We start from the raw sequence: 14,645 nt of genomic DNA on the forward strand, positions 1-14,645 counted from the left end.
ATGCGCAACGGTTCACCAGTGGCGACCGGTCCCGCACAGGTCTTCGGGGATCTCCTCGCGGTCGCCGAACGGGTCCGCAAGGGCCTGGAGTGGGAGATCTCCGAGTCGTCCGTGGAGGCCCCGGGCGATCAGGCACCGGCCGGGCAGATCTCCCGGTTCGCGCAGGAGGAACGCTCCCGGGTCCTGGAGGCGGGGGTCAGCGGCCTGGAGAAGCTGGCCGCCGGCCGCGAAGGCGACATCGACGAGGACGAGTACTTCGGCGTCGAGGCGATCGTGCTGCTCGAAGGACGTCCGGCGATCCTGATCCAGGGCCAGGACTTCCCCTCCCAGCAGGGTGACTGGGCCGTCCTGGACGGCGCGCGGACCGCCATCCGCGCCTCGATCGCCCGCGTCGGCCGGGTGGAGGTCTCGGGCCACCCTGACCTGGACTGGCTGGGGACGGCGTTCCTGGTCGGCCCGGACGTGGTGATGACCAACCGCCATGTCGCCGTCGAGTTCACCCGGAGCGACGGCGCGGGCTGGACCTTCCGGCAGGGTCTGGCCGCCCGCGTCGACCTGGCCGAGGAGCTGGGCGGCCCCGCCACCGGCGACGGCGCGCTCAGCTACGACGTCACCGAGGTCCTCGGCATCCACGCCGACGTCGACCTCGCCCTGCTGCGGGTCACCCCCTCCGCGGGCCCGCTGCCCACCCCGCTGCCGGTGGCCGCCGAACCCCCCGGCGAGGTGGTGGGCCGGCCGGTCTACGTGATCGGCTACCCGGCCTGGGACGGCCGCCGCAACGAACCGGAGTCCATGCGCCGTATCTTCATGGACGTCTACAACGTCAAGCGGCTCCAGCCCGGCACGGCGACGGAACTGCTGCCCGGGCGGCTGACGATGAAGCACGACTGCTCCACCCTCGGCGGCAACAGCGGCTCCCCCGTCTTCGACCTCGCCGACCACCGCGTCCTCGGCCTCCACTACGGCGGCCGCTACCGCTCGGGCAACTTCGCCGTACCCCTGTGGCAGCTCACCGACGACCCGCTGCTGGCCCGCGCGGGCATCAACTGGGCCTGACCCGGCGTGGGGGCCGGTGTCACTCCTCCTTGACGGGCACGCTGAACCCGCGGTTGCGGATCACGACCCGCTCGACCTCGTCACCGATGTCGAACCTGCCCTCCACACTGGTGGGCGTGACGACCTGCGCCACGGTGCCGGTGGGGGCGATCTCCACCAGGTTTAGATGGAGCTCCTCGGGGACGGGGACGATGGGCGGGGAAGCGAGCTCCAGGGCGAGGGTGAACCCCTCGGTCCTGCACGAACAGGTGCCCCGCACGCTGACCCGGCGGCCGGCCTTGGCCTCCCGGTACGCGACGGCGATGAAGTCGTGAGCTCCGGCCTCGCAGGCGAAGTCGTTGTTCGGATCGGTCATGTCCACTCCCAGCTACTGAAGGGTGCTCGGGTGTCACGCACCGTTTCAGTCTCGGCGCGGCACGCGGCGCCCGCAATCGGAGCCCGGGGCTCCGGCCCTCAGCCGCGTGCGGGTGCGAGTTCCCTTTCGAAGCCGGACAGCAGCGCTTCGAGCGCGTAGTCGAAGCGGGCCACGGCCGCGTCCTCGCCCGCCTCCCGGGCGGCGCTGACCAGCAGCGGGTAGGCGTTAGTGTCCATCGAGGCCAGGCCGCCGGCGCCGTCGACACTGCCCGCCTGCGCGGCGGCGTGGCCGACGACGAAGCTGGTCAGGGAGTACAGCACGTCCAGGGTCCTGGGCAGGGGGAAGCCCGCCTCGTGCAGCATCCTGACCACGGCCTCCATCGTCCGCAGGTTGCGGGGCGTCATGGCGGGCCGGGACAGCAGCAGCGGTACGGCGTGCGGATGCGCGCCGAGCGCGGCCATCAGCGCGTGAGCGTAGGCGCGCAGGTCCTCCCGCCAGGTGGCGGCACCGAACTCCGGGGGTACGGCCTCGGCGACGACCTGCTCGATCATCCCGTCCAGCAGGGCGCTCTTGTTGGGCACGTGGTGATAGAGGGTCATCGCCTCCACGCCCAGTTCGGCGCCGAGCCGGCGCATCGACAGGGCCTTCATCCCCTCTCGGTCGACGAGCCGTACGGCCGCCTCCAGGACGGCCTGCCGCGTGAGCCCCACGCGCTGCCCGCGAGCCCTGTTGGCCGCCATGGCGCCTCTCCTTCCCTCACCGGACGCCCCACGATCCGGGTTGACCATTCTTACGACGTAAGTATAGCGTTCGAGACACAGCCTTACATCGTAAGAATCGCTGTGAGGGACGGGGACGGGGGACGGGGACGATGACCAGCACCGAGCTCGCCAAGGCGGGGGAACCGTCGACAAGGCCACCGGAGAATGCCGGTACCGCGCCGGAGCGCTCCGCGGAGGGGCCGGGCATGGCAGGGCTGCTGCGCCCGTACGCGACGCGCTTCGTCGCCGTGATCGTCCTGCAACTCATCGGCGCGGTGGCGGGGTTGGCGCCACTGCTCGCGGTCGTCGAGCTGAGCCGCACCCTGCTCGCGCCCGGCCCGGTCGACCCTGGCCATGTCCGGTTCATTGTGGTCGCGGGCGCGGTCGGCCTGTTCGTCCGGCTGCTGTTCACCGCCGCCGCGGCGGGAGTCGGCCATCTGCTCGACGGGCGCGTGCAATTGGCGTTCCGCCGGCAGCTGGCCGCGCGGCTGGGGCGGGTCCCGATCGGCTGGCTCGCGCGCCGCCGCAGCGGTGAGCTGGCCAAGCTGGTGGGCGAGGACGTCGCCGCCATGCACCCTTTCATCGCCCACACCCCCGGGGAGCTGGCCTCCGCGTTCGTCGTGCCCCTGGTGTCGCTGGTCTACCTGTTCACCGTCGACTGGCGGCTGACGCTGATCACCCTGATCCCGGTGGTCGCGGCGATGGCGCTGGTCCCGCTGATGATGACTCAGGACCGGCTGCGCGAGCAGGCCGAATTCGACGCGGCGATGACGCGGATCGCGAGCTCCGTCGTGGAGTTCGTCCAGGGCATCGCGGTGGTCAAGGCGTTCGGCGGGGGCGAGCGCGCCCACCGCGAGTTCCGCACCGCCGCCGACGGCTTCGTCGCCACCTTCCGCCGCTGGGTGCACGGGATCTCCCCGATCGCCGCGGGGATGCAGCTGGTGCTGTCACCCCCGTTCGTGCTGCTGACCGTGCTGATCGGGGGCGCGGCGCTCATCACCGGCGGAGAGATGACACCGGCCGATCTGCTGCCGTTCCTGCTGCTGGGGCTCGGGCTGACCGCCCCCGTGGCGGCGCTCGGGCACGGCTTCGACGAGCTGCAGGCCGCCCGCCGCGCGGTGGGCCGGATCCGCGACGTGCTCGCGGTGCCGCCGCTGCCGGAGCCGGCGCACCCTCGCGCGCCGCACGGCCACCGGGTGGAGCTGCGCGGCGTCCACTTCGCCTACGAACCCGGCCACGACGTACTGCGCGGAATCGACCTGGTGCTGGAGCCGGGGACGGTCACCGCGCTCGTCGGGCCGTCAGGAAGCGGAAAATCCACGCTGGTCCAGCTGCTGCCGAGGTTCGTCGACCCGACGAGCGGCTCGGTCCGCCTGGGCGGCGTCGACCTGCGCGAGCTGAGCAGCCGGGAGCTGTACCGGCAGGTCTCCTTCGTCTTCCAGGACGTACGCCTGCTGCGCGCCTCGGTCGCGGACAACATCGCGCTGGCGGTACCGGACGCCCGTCCGGAGGAGGTGGTGCGCGCCGCCCGTCTGGCGAACATCCACGACCGCGTACTCGAACTGCCCCGCGGATACGAGACGGTGATCGGCGAGGACGCCCGGCTGTCGGGCGGCGAGGCCCAACGCGTCGCGCTCGCCCGCGCCCTGCTGGCCGACACCCCCGTCCTCGTGCTCGACGAGGCGACCGCCTTCGCCGACCCGCACACCGAACAGGCGGTGGGCCGCGCCCTGGCGGCGCTGCGAAGCGACCGGACGGTCCTGGTCATCGCCCACCGCCTGGAGACCGTCGTCGGCGCCGACACCGTCGCGGTACTGGAGGACGGAGCGATCGTCGAGCAGGGCCCGCCCGCCGAACTGCTCGCGACGGACGGCGCGTTCGCCGCGCTGTGGCGAACCCGGCACGCGCCGGGCTCCGCGGGCGAGGGTGAGCGGCTGTGACGGCGCTCTCGAGCGCACTGCTCGACCACATCTTCGTACGCCCGTCCGGCGGCGACCGACAAGGAGACCACCCTCGATGATCCGCATGCTGCTGCGCGTGCTGGGCCACCAGTACTCCCGCCCGATGCGCCGCACCCTCGCCCTGATGACTACCACCGCGGCCGTCGAGGGCCTGTCGTATGCCCTGCTGCTGCCCGTGCTGCGGGCGCTGCTCGGGGACACGCCCGGCGACGCCTGGCCCTGGCTGGGCGCGTTCGGCGCCGCGGTCGCCGTCTACGCGGTGCTGCGCTACCTCAGCGACCTGTCGGGGTTCCGCGTCGGCACCGCGCTGCTGCGCGGTGTGTACCACCGCCTCGGCGATCATCTGGCCCGGCTGCCCCTCGGGTGGTACGGCGCGGCCCGGGTGGGAGAGGTGTCCGTCCTGGCCGGCCAGGGGGTGCTGCAGGCGATGAGCGTGATCGCGCACTTGCTGGCGCCGTTCGTCTCCGCCGCCGTGACGCCGTTGACGATCGTCGCCGTGATCCTCGCCTCCAGCTGGCAGCTGGGCCTGGCCGCGCTGGCCGCCGTCCCCGTCGTGGCGGCGATCCAGATCCTGACCGGTCGTTCGACCGCCGCCGAGGACGCGGAGCGCGCCGCACGCGACCGCGAGGCCACCGGCAGGGTCATCGAATACCTCCGAGCCCAGCCGGTGCTGCGCGCCGGCGGCCGGACCGCCGAACGCTTCCGTCTCCTTGACGACTCCCTGCGGCAGGTGCAGCACGCCTCCCGCCGCTCCACGCTGTCCGCGCTGCCGGGCGTGCTGGGGCTGACGCTGACGGTGCAGACGGTGTTCACTGCCATGCTGGTCCTGGGCGCGTACCTCGCGCTCGGCGGGGACATCGGTGCCGCGGAGCTGCTGACGATCCTGGTGCTGGCCGCCCGCTGCGCGGACCCGCTGCTGTCACTGGCCGACCTCGGCGGCAAGCTCCGCGGCGCGCGCGGCGAACTGGCCCGGCTCGACGCGGTGCTGCGCACGGAGCCGCTGCCGCAGGCCGCCGACCCGGTCCAACCGGTGGGTCACGGGGTGGAGTTCGACTCGGTCACCTTCCGGCACGGGGGACGCACGGTGTTCGAGAACCTGTCACTGTCCGTCCCCGAGGGGCAGCGGCTGGCCGTGGTGGGGCCGTCGGGTGCGGGCAAGAGCACCCTGTTGCAACTGCTCGCGCGGTTCCACGACGTCGACGCGGGCGCGGTACGCGTCGGCGGCGCGGACGTACGTGCCATCCGCACGCCAGATCTGATGGCACAGTTCGCCATCGTCTTCCAGGACGTCTATCTCTTCGACGGCACGATCGAGGACAACGTGCGCCTGGGCCGCCCCGACGCCACCGGAGCCGAGGTGCGGGCAGCCGCGGCCGCGGCGCGACTGGACGAGGTGATCGAACGCCTGCCCGACGGATGGGCGACCGCCGTCGGCGAGGGCGGCGCGCGCCTGTCCGGCGGCGAGCGCCAGCGCGTCTCGATCGCCCGCGCGCTGCTGAAGAACGCGCCGATCGTGCTGCTGGACGAGGTCACCTCCGCGCTCGACCCCGTCAACGAGGCCGCCGTCCACGCGGGCATCGAGCGCCTGATGGCAGGCCGCACGGTGGTGATGGTGGCGCACCGGATGCGGACCGTCCGGGGTGCCGATCGCGTCGTCTTCCTGGACGCCGGCCGCATCGTGGAGGAAGGCACCCACGACGAGCTGCTGCGCCGCGGCGGCCGCTACGCCGGCTTCTGGAACCTCTCCTTGGTGCCGGCGGTCGACAAATGATCAAGGGGCCGTCTCAAATTGCTCTGAAACGGCCCCTGACCTGCGACTCTTTCGAGTCGGGACGACAGGATTTGAACCTGCGACCCCTTGACCCCCAGATGCGCGGGCCACCGGGATTGTCTGGACATAACCGACTTAATCCGGGCGCAAGTTGGGCGTGGGGAGGGCTGTCGTGCGCCATCGCGCACACCGTATGGTCCCCAACTGGTCCCTAGACAGTAGACCCTGCCCTGTCATCAGGTACCCGGCAGCGAAGCCTGCCGCACGCCCCAACAGGACTACTCAGCCCTCCACGCCCTCACACTGGGGGCCTGGGCTGGCTCACGAACCACCGCCGCCTCCCCTGCGACTACGAGGCGCACTCCGAAGCCGTGATCCGCCTCGCAATGATCAACCTCATGACCCGCAGACTGACCGCCGCATCCACCCCCACATGGCGCGGCGCATGAACATGCCAGCACGGTCCGTCGAGATCATCATCACCAACCGCGCGGACATCCAGAACTACGGCTGTCCGGTCGGAACCCTCACGAACGAACTCGCCAAACTCGGTCATCCCTCACACCCCCAGGCTGTCGCCGTCTTCGATCTTTTCCGGACGTGGCTTCGGGAACAGTTCGAGGAACTCGGGTCCACAGTCGAGGCCGACGATTTCGCGATGCATGTCCTGGCCCTCAGCCAAGGCGCGTGGCCACCTTGTCCAATGCCTTCCACGACGGCGAGTTCGTGCGGCGGGAGGCCGACCGCCTCGACGCCTGGCTCGACGAGCGCCTCGCAGATCACCCATCACCGCGCTCCTTTCGCTGAGCCGAACGACCCCACCACCAGCAGCAGCAACAACCCATGGAGATTCCGTGTTTGTCGTCCTGCTCCGCTTTGCGGCCAACAAGAGCCAGGCTCCGGATCACATGGCAGGCCATCAGGCATGGATCCAGCAAGGCATGGACGACGGAGTCTTCCTCCTGATCGGAGGCATCCAGCCCGGTCAGGGCGGTGTCGTGCTGGCCCACAACACCACCCTCGACGACCTGCGGCAGCGTGTGGCGGCCGATCCGTTCGTCGCCCACGAGGTCGTCTCGGCCGAGACCATCGAGATCGCCCCGAACCTTACTGATCCGCGGCTCGCGTTCCTGGCGGGCTGAACCTCTGACGGATCGACGTCATCGTGATGGCGGGCTCAGCTGCCGCTCCAAGTCGCGCAGATCCTTCACCAGTGAGGAGCGGACCTTCCGCCCCATCAGGGGCGCGGCCATACGGAAGTAGCCGGCCGTATCGCCCCGGACGCGGATGCAGGCGAGGGTGCCCTTCGGGTCCGGTGCGAAGGTGTAGGTGACATGCATCGGCATGGGCCCCGCGACCGAGACCATGTCCAACAGCCCAGGCGGGTCGTACGCGGCCACACGCAACACGTAGTCGATCCGCTTGCCCAGGAAATACGCCGTACGGGTCACCTCGGCGCCCACCCCGAAGCCGCCCGCGTCGGCTTCCCGTGTCAGCGTCGCCTCGCGGATGCCCTGGGTCCACTCGGCATCATGCCGCCAGTCCATCGCGTACGCCGCCACCTGCTCGCACGCGAACGGGAGTACCCGTTCCACGGTCTCGTCGATTCCCATGCGCTGCCCCGTCTCAGGTACCGCCTGTGCGCAGGTCCATACAGACACCCCGGCCGCGCACCGGCAACCGGGCATGCCGCGGAGCTACCGGCGCGTAGGTAAGGGCGGTCACATACGTGCCCGTGCCATGCGTCCTAGCGTCGGCGGCGAGAGAGGGAAACACGACGCCAGGAAAGGGACGATCACGATGACCACTGCAGCACACGTATCCCCCAAGGTCGCGATCATTCCGCTCCATGCCGCCTGGGGCGCCGCGGCAGGCCTGGTCGGCGGCATCGGCTTCGGCATCTGGATGTCGGTGTCCCGCCCGATGATGGACACCGCGATGATCACGATGGTCGCAGGTCTCCTCGGCTCCACCAACGCCTTCGCGGACTGGCTGATCCACCTGTCCATCGCGCTGTTCGCCGGAATCACCTTCGGTGTCCTGTTCGGGCAGTTCGCGCGGCGCCTCGCGCCCGCCGTCGTCCTCGGCCTCTTCTACGGCGCCGTCTGGTGGACGGTCGGCGCTCTGTGGATCACGCCAGCGAACATGGGCATGCCCGTCTTCGACTGGAACGACGTCACCGCATCCAGCCTCGGCGGCCAGCTCGTCTTCGGCCTCCTGGCCGGCATCACCTTCGCGTCCATGGCCCAGATGGCGGGCACGCCCAACGGCCGGACCACGGAATGACGCCTATACCGTCGGCGTCAACACCTGGTACCGGCTCACCGCTCCGGGGTGCCGAGCCTCTCCTCGGCACCCCGGACGACTACTGTCTGGCCGACAGCGCGGGCGCGCTGGCCATCCCGGCGTGGGGCGCCGCACCCCCGCCCTGGGCACCGGGACGACGCGAGGAACCACACCACATGAACCGCACTGGTGACGACGCTGAGAAGCCGTGGTGCATCTCCGAGGTCGACATCTTCCGCGACCTGAGCGAAGCGGAGATGGATGCCATCGCCGCCGCGGCCCCGATGAAGGCCTGCAGCGCCGGCGAGTTGCTGTACTCACCTTCCCAGCCGTCCGAGGCGCTGTTCATCCTCAAGAAGGGCCGCGTCCGCATCTTCGGGGTGTCCGCCGACGGCCGTGCCCTGACCTGCGCGATCATCAGCCCCGGGACCATCTTCGGCGAGATGGTGCTGCTCGGGCAGCGCATGTACGACAACTTCGCCGAAGCCCTCGACGACGTCACCGTCTGCGTCATGAGCCGCGCCGACGTCCACCGCTTCCTACTCGCCGACGCCCGCATCTCCGACGCATCACCGAAATCCTCGGCCGCCGCCTGACCGACCTCGAACAGCGCCTCCGACAGCGTCTTCAAGTCCGTCCCTCAGCGCATCGCCACCACACTGCTCACCCTCGCCGCAGAGACCCGGCCACGGGTCCTCGGCGGCCGCAGCCCGCAGATCGCGCTCACCCACCAGCAGATCGCAGCCCTGGCCGGCACCTCCCGCGAAACCACCACCAAGGTCCTGCGCGACTTCGCCGACCACCACCTGATCCGCCTCGCCAGGGGCCGCATCACCGTCCTCGACACCCAGCGACTCACCGACCACGCGGGCTGACGTCACCGGACCGCAAGCACCTGCCCGCGCTACACCGACCGCCGCCCGGCCTCCAGTTCACCCGACACCGCTCCGACGCCGACGCCTCCTCGGCCCGTCATGGCTCGTACGGGCCTTCCCTACCTGATTCGCTGCCAGCCCGGTGGCCGAAACCGACTGGACAACCGTGTCCGCGGTCGTCCACCTGGCGGCGCGCCTTATCACCGGGGCCAGGATTGCGGGGCGCGGTGGGAGCACGGACTTACTCCGGTCCTGTCCAGTCGAAGGTGATGTGCTTGCTGGACTGGCCCTCCCGGCTCCAGTGGAAACCGAAGGCGTCGGCACGGTCCGCGGTCGAGCGGCCCCAGGTGGCGACCTGGCCCGGCCCGGTCTCCGAGCCCGGCAGGTTGGTCGACTGGACCCGCGCGCCCTCCGGTGCCGTCGGGCCCGTCAGGGGCACCGCGCTCGCCTCGACCCGTCCCGGGATCGTGGCGCGCCAGCCGCCCAGGTCCTCGTCGACCTCGACCTCGATGGCGGCGAAGTCCATGCCCCGCATCTCAGGGCCGAACATGGTCACCATCTCGGCGGGCCAGCTGCCGGCCTGTCCTCCGAAGATCATCTGCAGCGCTTCGCGCTGCGCTTCATCGGCCCGCTCGTCGAAGAACACCGCCGCGTACGCGTCGCTGTGCTCCGCCCACACGTTGCCGACGAAGGAGCTGAGCATCAGCACGTTGAGGCCGTTCAGGGGCACCTCGCCGTAGTTGCCCTCGCGGATGTGCCAGGCCAGGATGCCGTCGCATTCACCGAAGGTGGGCAGCTGGGCAAAGGAACAGGGGCACGGGACATTGCACCTGCAGGTGTCGAACCAGTCTCCGGCCGCGTGCCATCTCGGGACAGTCGCTGTCGTCTCGGACATCTCATCGCCTCCACACGGCCCTGCACCGGCAAGGAACATCATGGTCGGCAATGCCCCGCCGGACATCACCAGAAGCGCTCGGCGACACGGGTCGTCATGTCGATTCTCTCCCTTCCTCCGCGATGGGAGAAGGGGGAGATGACCCGGGCGTGGGGCGATCTGTACACCCGTGGGACGCGCGCCTAGCCTTGAAGGAAGGGGCTGGCTCCCCGGAGCCGAACAGCGTCCGCAGGAGCGAGTCGAAGATGCACGCTACCTACGCGCCGGACGGAATCCCTGACTCGGGCAGCGGGGTGAGGTATCTCGCCGCTGGCGCGGCCAGGCGCGGCTCCGCGGCCGGCCAGTTGCCCGCCTTGCGTTCCGCGCGTTCCCCACCCGCTCCTCTCGACCCGGCGCCGTCCGCACCGTCGGGCGGCGGAAGTCATCCAGTGATCGGGAGCAGTCATGACGTGGAGTATCTCGGGCAACTACCTGGCTGGTTGCTCATGCGCGCTGGTCTGCGGGTGCGCCGTCGACGCGAAGCCGCACGACCCGCAAGGACGCGAGGAATGCCTCGGATGCGCCGCCTTCCATGTGGCGGACGGGCGCCTGGACGATGTTGACCTGTCCGGGGTGACGTTCGCCTTCTACAACCACTTCCCCTCCAACCTGACGGCCGGGAACTGGAAGGTCGGGATCGTCGTCGACGAGGCTGCCAGCGACGAGCAGGTCGACGCGCTCGAGCGCATTCTGTCCGGGCGCGAAGGCGGTGCGTTCGGTGAACTGTCCCAGTTCTACGGCGAGTACCTCGGCGTGGAGCGGGCGAGTGTCACACTGACGGACGGGGAGAACCTGCGGCTCAGCGTCGGGGGAAAGACCGAGCTCGCATTCGAGCCCCTGCTCGGTCCCGATGGCGGGCCCACGACTATGAAGAACGCGATGTTCGGATTCTCCCCCGAGTTCACCCTGGGACGCACGACAGGGACGTCGAGTGCCTTCGGCCTGTCCTTCGAGCCGGCGTACGGAGAGCAGTCCGACTTCACGTTCTCCAGCGAGCAGCCCGAAGGCGCGCCCATAGGGCGGGGGTAGCGCACAGCCGGCCAGTCCGTCGAACACGGGAGGAGGACGGTAGATGCCTCTTCCCGCGCAGGTGGAGCCGCGCCTGCTGCCGACCGTGTTCTCTCGCGCGTCGCTGTCCCGGTGCATACCGATCGCGATTTTCGTCGGCACCGTGTTGTCCCTGGTCAACCCGGGTTCCGTCATCGCGTCGGGCGACGCCGGTGCGGTCACGGCCGTACGCCTGGCCGTGAACTTCCTGGTGCCGTTCTGCGTCTCCAGCGCGGGATTCTTCAGCTGCCGGCGCGCCGCTTGGCTGGCGGCGACGGGGCCGCCGCTCAGAGCAGGCCCGCCATCTGGGCCATCTCATCCATCGGGGGAGCGTTCTGCAGGCCCGGCAGCAGCCAGTCCTGGAAGGGAGCGAGAGCGGCCACGACGAGGAAGGCGATCCCGACGGCCCAGGTGAGCCAAGGGCCGCGCCACCACAGCTTCTCCAGGAAGATCACCGCGGCCACGGCCGCCATGGCCGCCACGTTCATCACGCCGAGCGGGATCAGGACGACCATCAGCCCCCAGCAGCAGCCGACGCAGTACAGCCCGTGGTGCGCGCCGACCCGCAGATCCTTCGCCCACGGCCGGAACCGCGAGTACCGCAGCAGCTGGAACATGGGATTGCGGCAGTGCCGCAGGCAGACCCGCTTCAGCGGCCCGAACTGGTGCAGCCCCGCGAGCAGGAACGCCCCGGCCCCGATCCAGCGGCTCACCTGCGGATCGCTGCGTACCAGGTGCCCGGTCAGCGCCAGGGCACCGTACGCGAGCAGCCCGAATCCGGTCCAGGCCAGCAGGTAGCCGCTGACGAACGCGGCGATGTGCAGTGCGCGGACCGAGCCCGCCGAGCGGCGGCTGATCCCCCGTACCCAGGTGATGGCCACCGGGGCCACCGACGGCAGCATCATCGCCGCCATCATGACCACCCACAGCAGCAGGAAGAGCGGGAGTGCCAGGCCCATGGTGCCCGGCTCCATCCCCATGTGGCGGGCCTGGCCAATCGTGAGAACCCATGCGAGTACGGCGATCAGCACCATCAGCGTCCAGCCAACCGCCAGATCGCGCCGGGGCAGCAGCACTCCCGGCCGGGTCGGCGCGGGTGCTTCGAGATGTAGGTGCGGCATGGCGTACCTCCCAGGGCGCCGTTGCCCGAGGACATTTCCAGCTCAGCACAGAACCGGCGGGTCAGCGAGGCAGCGGCTGGAAGCGGTGCAGCCGCAGGCTGCTGGTGACGACGAGTACGGACGAGGAGGCCATTGCGACGCCGGCGATCACCGGGTTGAGCATGCCCAGGGCAGCCAGCGGCAGGGCGGCCGCATTGTTGGTTCGCGGCGGGCGGTGGTGACATCCGGCCAGGTCGGCATCGGCGGGCGCTGCATCCATCGGGCGTGTCCAGCCTTATGGCGGGGCAGCGGGTATCGCGCCATCATGGGACTGTCTCGCCTCGCCCACAGGGCCCGAGCACGCTGGGAAGTCCCGCACGCGCCAGCCCCTGTCATCGGAGGTGGCCGTGACTGTACGGTCAGCCGTCCTGGAGGAGCCGACCGAACATCTGCTGCCCGATCTGGGGGGCGCGGGCCTGGTTGACAATCTCACCGCACACCTCGGGGTGGGCCAGCTGCCACTGCTCGACTGAGGCTTGGCCGGCAAAGAAGTTGAGGGCGTCGCAGCACACTGCGGCGGCTGGGCCTTCGTCCTCGCGGCGCCCGACGAATACGACCGCCTCGCCGGGCTCCCATGTCGCCGAGCCGTTGGTGAAGGAGACCGTCACCGGCTGTGCGTCGACGGGGTCGGTGGAGGAGACGGTCACGTCCTGGCTGAGCATCGCGGAGATACCGAGGGCGTCGATCGCACACATCGACCACGCGGTCACCCGGTTCGACAAACTGGCCACCCGCTACAAAGCCGGAGTCCACCTCGCCTCACTCATCCTCTGGCTCCGGGAGCCCACCCAAGATCGTTCGTCAGACAGAACCTAGGTGTATTGACCCGGAGCGTTGTTGACGCGGCTGATGGGCGGGTGTCCGTCCAGTGCGGTGTGGCAGCGGTGGTGGTTGTAGGTGTGGAGGAAGTCTGCCAGGGCCTCGGTCCGCTCGGTCGCCGCGGCCCGGCGAGCCGCCTGTCGCACCACGCCAGAGCCTGGCGCTGCCGCCGGTGATCGACGAGCCCAAGATCATTTGTCAGACAGGTCCTAGGCCAAGCCACATCGGCAGCCGCTCAGCACCCCCGGACCCGTGCGTCAGGGCGCGCTCAGGATCCCGCGGGGACACTTTCGACGACCTGGCAGGCGACGGCGTTCTCCCCCGGTCCGCCGCTTGGCCGGCCATGGCACGCGCGGTCCGGAGGGTGTGCGCAGGGCCTGGAGGTCGGCGATGACCGGGCCGGGGCAGGTCGCGACCTGGGGCCGCTCCCACGGCGCACCGTGCCGACGCCTTCGGCTTCCATTGGAGCCGGGAGGGTCAGTCCAGCAAGCAGATCACCTTCGACTGCTCGGGCCCCGATCAAGGCCAGCCATAACGCAGAAGCCACAGGCAGCGGTAGTCACCGCAGGGGCCCGAGTCTTCCTCAGACGTTGGTGCCGGCCGTGGACGGCGCGCGATGCTGGGGGCATGGACATCGAGATCCTCGTCGTACCCGACTGCCCGCACTCCGAGTCTGCGGTCGAGCTGTTGCGGCAGGCACTCGACGATGTCGGCCTGCACGGCGCCGCGGTCACCACGCGCGTGGTCACTGGCCAGAGTGAGGCCGAACAGTGCGGCTTCACGGGGTCGCCGACCTTCCTGATCGACGGACGTGACCCGTTCGCCGAGGCCGGGCGCCCGGCAGGGCTGGCGTGCCGGGTCTACCGGACAGCGGACGGCCTTGCCGGTCTCCCCAGCCTCGACCAGCTACGCCAGGCGCTGACCGACCGCCGCCACGACCAGGGCCTCGCCGACGCGCAACGGCACCACTGGCAGAACACCTACTCGGCCCACCCGGGCATGTACGGCGATCAGCCCTCCACCGCTGCGGTCCACGCCGCCGCTGTGTTCCATTCGGCCGGAGCCAAGGATGTGCTGGAGCTGGGGGCCGGGCACGGCCGCGACGCCCTGTACCTCGCCCGCGAGGGCTTCACCGTGCAAGCCACCGACTTCAGCGCCACCGGCCTTCAGCAGCTACAGGAGGCTGCCCGCGTCCAAGGCGTCGCAGATCGAATCAGCACCGCCGTGCACGACGTCCGCGAGTCGCTGCCGCTGCCGGATGCCTCGGTGGACGCCGTCTTCGCGCACATGCTGCTGTGCATGGCCCTGTCCACTCCAGAGATCCACGCCCTGGTCCATGAGGTCCGCCGAGTGCTGCGGCCGGGCGGGGTGTTCGTCTATACCGTCCGGCACACCGGCGACAGCCACTACGGCACGGGCACCCCGCACGGCGACGACATCTACGAACACGGCGGCTTCGCCGTGCACTTCTTCTCGCGCGACCTGGTCGACGCGCTGTCCGACAACTGGACCCTGAACGAAGTCCATGGCTTCGAGGAAGGCGAACTGCCGCGCCGCTTGTGGCGCGTCACCCAGACCCGGCCCCTGTGACCCATCCCCGGGCAGTTCCAGCGTGCGTAC

At 70.3% G+C, this 14,645-nt stretch carries 17 protein-coding genes and 3 pseudogenes; 11 read left to right on the plus strand and 9 right to left on the minus strand.

Annotation, left to right across the window (positions count from 1 at the left end; genetic code table 11):
• Positions 1-1,056: a trypsin-like serine peptidase gene (locus ACZ7LT_RS10375; RefSeq protein WP_471235565.1), complete on the plus strand. Its 1,056-nt coding sequence runs from the start codon at positions 1-3 to the stop codon at positions 1,054-1,056.
• Positions 1,057-1,075: 19 nt separating this feature from the next.
• On the opposite strand, the gene ACZ7LT_RS10380 is transcribed toward ACZ7LT_RS10375, so the two are convergent.
• Positions 1,076-1,411: a hypothetical protein gene (locus ACZ7LT_RS10380; RefSeq protein ID WP_471235566.1), complete on the minus strand. Its 336-nt coding sequence runs from the start codon at positions 1,409-1,411 to the stop codon at positions 1,076-1,078.
• Positions 1,412-1,509: 98 nt separating this feature from the next.
• Complete coding sequence (locus ACZ7LT_RS10385) at positions 1,510-2,151, minus strand: TetR/AcrR family transcriptional regulator C-terminal domain-containing protein (RefSeq protein WP_471235567.1); 642 nt, start codon at positions 2,149-2,151, stop codon at positions 1,510-1,512.
• A gap of 131 nt (positions 2,152-2,282) precedes the next feature.
• Between ACZ7LT_RS10385 and ACZ7LT_RS10390 the strand changes: the two genes are divergently transcribed.
• The 3 genes and pseudogenes from ACZ7LT_RS10390 to ACZ7LT_RS10400 form a co-directional block, all read left to right on the plus strand.
• Complete coding sequence (locus tag ACZ7LT_RS10390) at positions 2,283-4,112, plus strand: ABC transporter ATP-binding protein (protein WP_471235568.1); 1,830 nt, start codon at positions 2,283-2,285, stop codon at positions 4,110-4,112.
• 76 nt (positions 4,113-4,188) lie between these two features.
• Positions 4,189-5,904, plus strand: coding sequence for an ABC transporter ATP-binding protein (locus ACZ7LT_RS10395; protein ID WP_471235569.1), 1,716 nt, complete (start codon positions 4,189-4,191; stop codon positions 5,902-5,904).
• A gap of 311 nt (positions 5,905-6,215) precedes the next feature.
• A pseudogene (locus ACZ7LT_RS10400) lies at positions 6,216-6,353 on the plus strand (IS5 family transposase); the annotation flags it as partial.
• Positions 6,354-6,463: 110 nt separating this feature from the next.
• Here the strand turns inward: ACZ7LT_RS10400 and ACZ7LT_RS10405 are convergent.
• A complete protein-coding gene (locus tag ACZ7LT_RS10405) occupies positions 6,464-6,586 on the minus strand; it encodes a hypothetical protein (RefSeq protein ID WP_471235570.1) in 123 nt (40 codons plus the stop codon).
• A 259-nt stretch (positions 6,587-6,845) separates the two neighbouring features.
• Between ACZ7LT_RS10405 and ACZ7LT_RS10410 the strand changes: the two genes are divergently transcribed.
• Positions 6,846-7,046: a hypothetical protein gene (locus ACZ7LT_RS10410; protein WP_471235571.1), complete on the plus strand. Its 201-nt coding sequence runs from the start codon at positions 6,846-6,848 to the stop codon at positions 7,044-7,046.
• A gap of 18 nt (positions 7,047-7,064) precedes the next feature.
• Here ACZ7LT_RS10410 and ACZ7LT_RS10415 read toward each other — a convergent pair whose 3' ends face one another.
• Complete coding sequence (locus ACZ7LT_RS10415) at positions 7,065-7,517, minus strand: SRPBCC family protein (protein WP_471235572.1); 453 nt, start codon at positions 7,515-7,517, stop codon at positions 7,065-7,067.
• 187 nt (positions 7,518-7,704) lie between these two features.
• Between ACZ7LT_RS10415 and ACZ7LT_RS10420 the strand changes: the two genes are divergently transcribed.
• From ACZ7LT_RS10420 to ACZ7LT_RS10430, 3 genes are all read left to right on the plus strand, one after another.
• Complete coding sequence (locus tag ACZ7LT_RS10420) at positions 7,705-8,190, plus strand: hypothetical protein (RefSeq protein WP_471235573.1); 486 nt, start codon at positions 7,705-7,707, stop codon at positions 8,188-8,190.
• A 176-nt stretch (positions 8,191-8,366) separates the two neighbouring features.
• Entirely contained in the window at positions 8,367-8,786 is a 420-nt protein-coding gene (locus ACZ7LT_RS10425) for a Crp/Fnr family transcriptional regulator (RefSeq protein ID WP_471235574.1), read from the plus strand.
• A gap of 51 nt (positions 8,787-8,837) precedes the next feature.
• A complete protein-coding gene (locus ACZ7LT_RS10430) occupies positions 8,838-9,065 on the plus strand; it encodes a helix-turn-helix domain-containing protein (RefSeq protein WP_471235625.1) in 228 nt (75 codons plus the stop codon).
• 241 nt (positions 9,066-9,306) lie between these two features.
• Here the strand turns inward: ACZ7LT_RS10430 and ACZ7LT_RS10435 are convergent, their stop codons facing one another.
• Positions 9,307-9,960, minus strand: coding sequence for a DUF1326 domain-containing protein (locus ACZ7LT_RS10435; RefSeq protein ID WP_471235575.1), 654 nt, complete (start codon positions 9,958-9,960; stop codon positions 9,307-9,309).
• A gap of 444 nt (positions 9,961-10,404) precedes the next feature.
• On the opposite strand from ACZ7LT_RS10435, the gene ACZ7LT_RS10440 reads away from it, so the two are divergent.
• Positions 10,405-11,028 carry a DUF1326 domain-containing protein gene (locus ACZ7LT_RS10440; RefSeq protein ID WP_471235576.1) on the plus strand — a complete coding sequence of 208 codons (624 nt, stop codon included), beginning with the start codon at positions 10,405-10,407 and terminating at the stop codon, positions 11,026-11,028.
• A 305-nt stretch (positions 11,029-11,333) separates the two neighbouring features.
• Here the strand turns inward: ACZ7LT_RS10440 and ACZ7LT_RS10445 are convergent, their stop codons facing one another.
• From ACZ7LT_RS10445 to ACZ7LT_RS10455, 3 genes are all read right to left on the minus strand, one after another.
• Positions 11,334-12,167, minus strand: a complete 834-nt coding sequence (locus ACZ7LT_RS10445; RefSeq protein WP_471235577.1) for a DUF2182 domain-containing protein — start codon at positions 12,165-12,167, stop codon at positions 11,334-11,336.
• Between the two features lie 61 nt (positions 12,168-12,228).
• Complete coding sequence (locus tag ACZ7LT_RS10450) at positions 12,229-12,426, minus strand: hypothetical protein (protein ID WP_471235630.1); 198 nt, start codon at positions 12,424-12,426, stop codon at positions 12,229-12,231.
• Positions 12,427-12,565: 139 nt separating this feature from the next.
• Positions 12,566-12,901, minus strand: a complete 336-nt coding sequence (locus tag ACZ7LT_RS10455) for an alkylmercury lyase family protein (RefSeq protein ID WP_471235578.1) — start codon at positions 12,899-12,901, stop codon at positions 12,566-12,568.
• 13 nt (positions 12,902-12,914) lie between these two features.
• On the opposite strand from ACZ7LT_RS10455, the pseudogene ACZ7LT_RS10460 reads away from it, so the two are divergent.
• Positions 12,915-13,022 (plus strand): annotated as a pseudogene (locus ACZ7LT_RS10460) (IS5/IS1182 family transposase); the annotation flags it as partial.
• On the opposite strand, the pseudogene ACZ7LT_RS10465 reads toward ACZ7LT_RS10460, so the two are convergent.
• A pseudogene (locus tag ACZ7LT_RS10465) lies at positions 13,019-13,138 on the minus strand (IS481 family transposase); the annotation flags it as partial. The pseudogenes ACZ7LT_RS10460 and ACZ7LT_RS10465 sit on opposite strands and share 4 nt — an antisense overlap.
• 514 nt (positions 13,139-13,652) lie before the next feature.
• On the opposite strand from ACZ7LT_RS10465, the gene ACZ7LT_RS10470 reads away from it, so the two are divergent.
• Complete coding sequence (locus tag ACZ7LT_RS10470; protein ID WP_471235579.1) at positions 13,653-14,615, plus strand: methyltransferase domain-containing protein; 963 nt, start codon at positions 13,653-13,655, stop codon at positions 14,613-14,615.
• The last annotated feature ends 30 nt before the right edge of the window (positions 14,616-14,645 follow it).

Source organism: Streptomyces sp. NPDC039465, assembly GCF_055639315.1.

Coding starts and splice junctions, on each gene's coding strand:
- ACZ7LT_RS10415 (WP_471235572.1), bottom strand. CDS start 7,517: ATGGGAATCGACGAGACCGTGGAACGGGTACTCCCGTTCGCGTGCGAG.
- ACZ7LT_RS10385 (WP_471235567.1), bottom strand. CDS start 2,151: ATGGCGGCCAACAGGGCTCGCGGGCAGCGCGTGGGGCTCACGCGGCAG.
- ACZ7LT_RS10470 (WP_471235579.1), top strand. CDS start 13,653: ATGGACATCGAGATCCTCGTCGTACCCGACTGCCCGCACTCCGAGTCT.
- ACZ7LT_RS10450 (WP_471235630.1), bottom strand. CDS start 12,426: ATGGATGCAGCGCCCGCCGATGCCGACCTGGCCGGATGTCACCACCGC.
- ACZ7LT_RS10445 (WP_471235577.1), bottom strand. CDS start 12,167: ATGCCGCACCTACATCTCGAAGCACCCGCGCCGACCCGGCCGGGAGTG.
- ACZ7LT_RS10420 (WP_471235573.1), top strand. CDS start 7,705: ATGACCACTGCAGCACACGTATCCCCCAAGGTCGCGATCATTCCGCTC.
- ACZ7LT_RS10380 (WP_471235566.1), bottom strand. CDS start 1,411: ATGACCGATCCGAACAACGACTTCGCCTGCGAGGCCGGAGCTCACGAC.
- ACZ7LT_RS10425 (WP_471235574.1), top strand. CDS start 8,367: ATGAACCGCACTGGTGACGACGCTGAGAAGCCGTGGTGCATCTCCGAG.
- ACZ7LT_RS10390 (WP_471235568.1), top strand. CDS start 2,283: ATGACCAGCACCGAGCTCGCCAAGGCGGGGGAACCGTCGACAAGGCCA.
- ACZ7LT_RS10375 (WP_471235565.1), top strand. CDS start 1: ATGCGCAACGGTTCACCAGTGGCGACCGGTCCCGCACAGGTCTTCGGG.
- ACZ7LT_RS10455 (WP_471235578.1), bottom strand. CDS start 12,901: ATGTGTGCGATCGACGCCCTCGGTATCTCCGCGATGCTCAGCCAGGAC.
- ACZ7LT_RS10410 (WP_471235571.1), top strand. CDS start 6,846: ATGGACGACGGAGTCTTCCTCCTGATCGGAGGCATCCAGCCCGGTCAG.
- ACZ7LT_RS10395 (WP_471235569.1), top strand. CDS start 4,189: ATGATCCGCATGCTGCTGCGCGTGCTGGGCCACCAGTACTCCCGCCCG.
- ACZ7LT_RS10440 (WP_471235576.1), top strand. CDS start 10,405: ATGACGTGGAGTATCTCGGGCAACTACCTGGCTGGTTGCTCATGCGCG.
- ACZ7LT_RS10435 (WP_471235575.1), bottom strand. CDS start 9,960: ATGTCCGAGACGACAGCGACTGTCCCGAGATGGCACGCGGCCGGAGAC.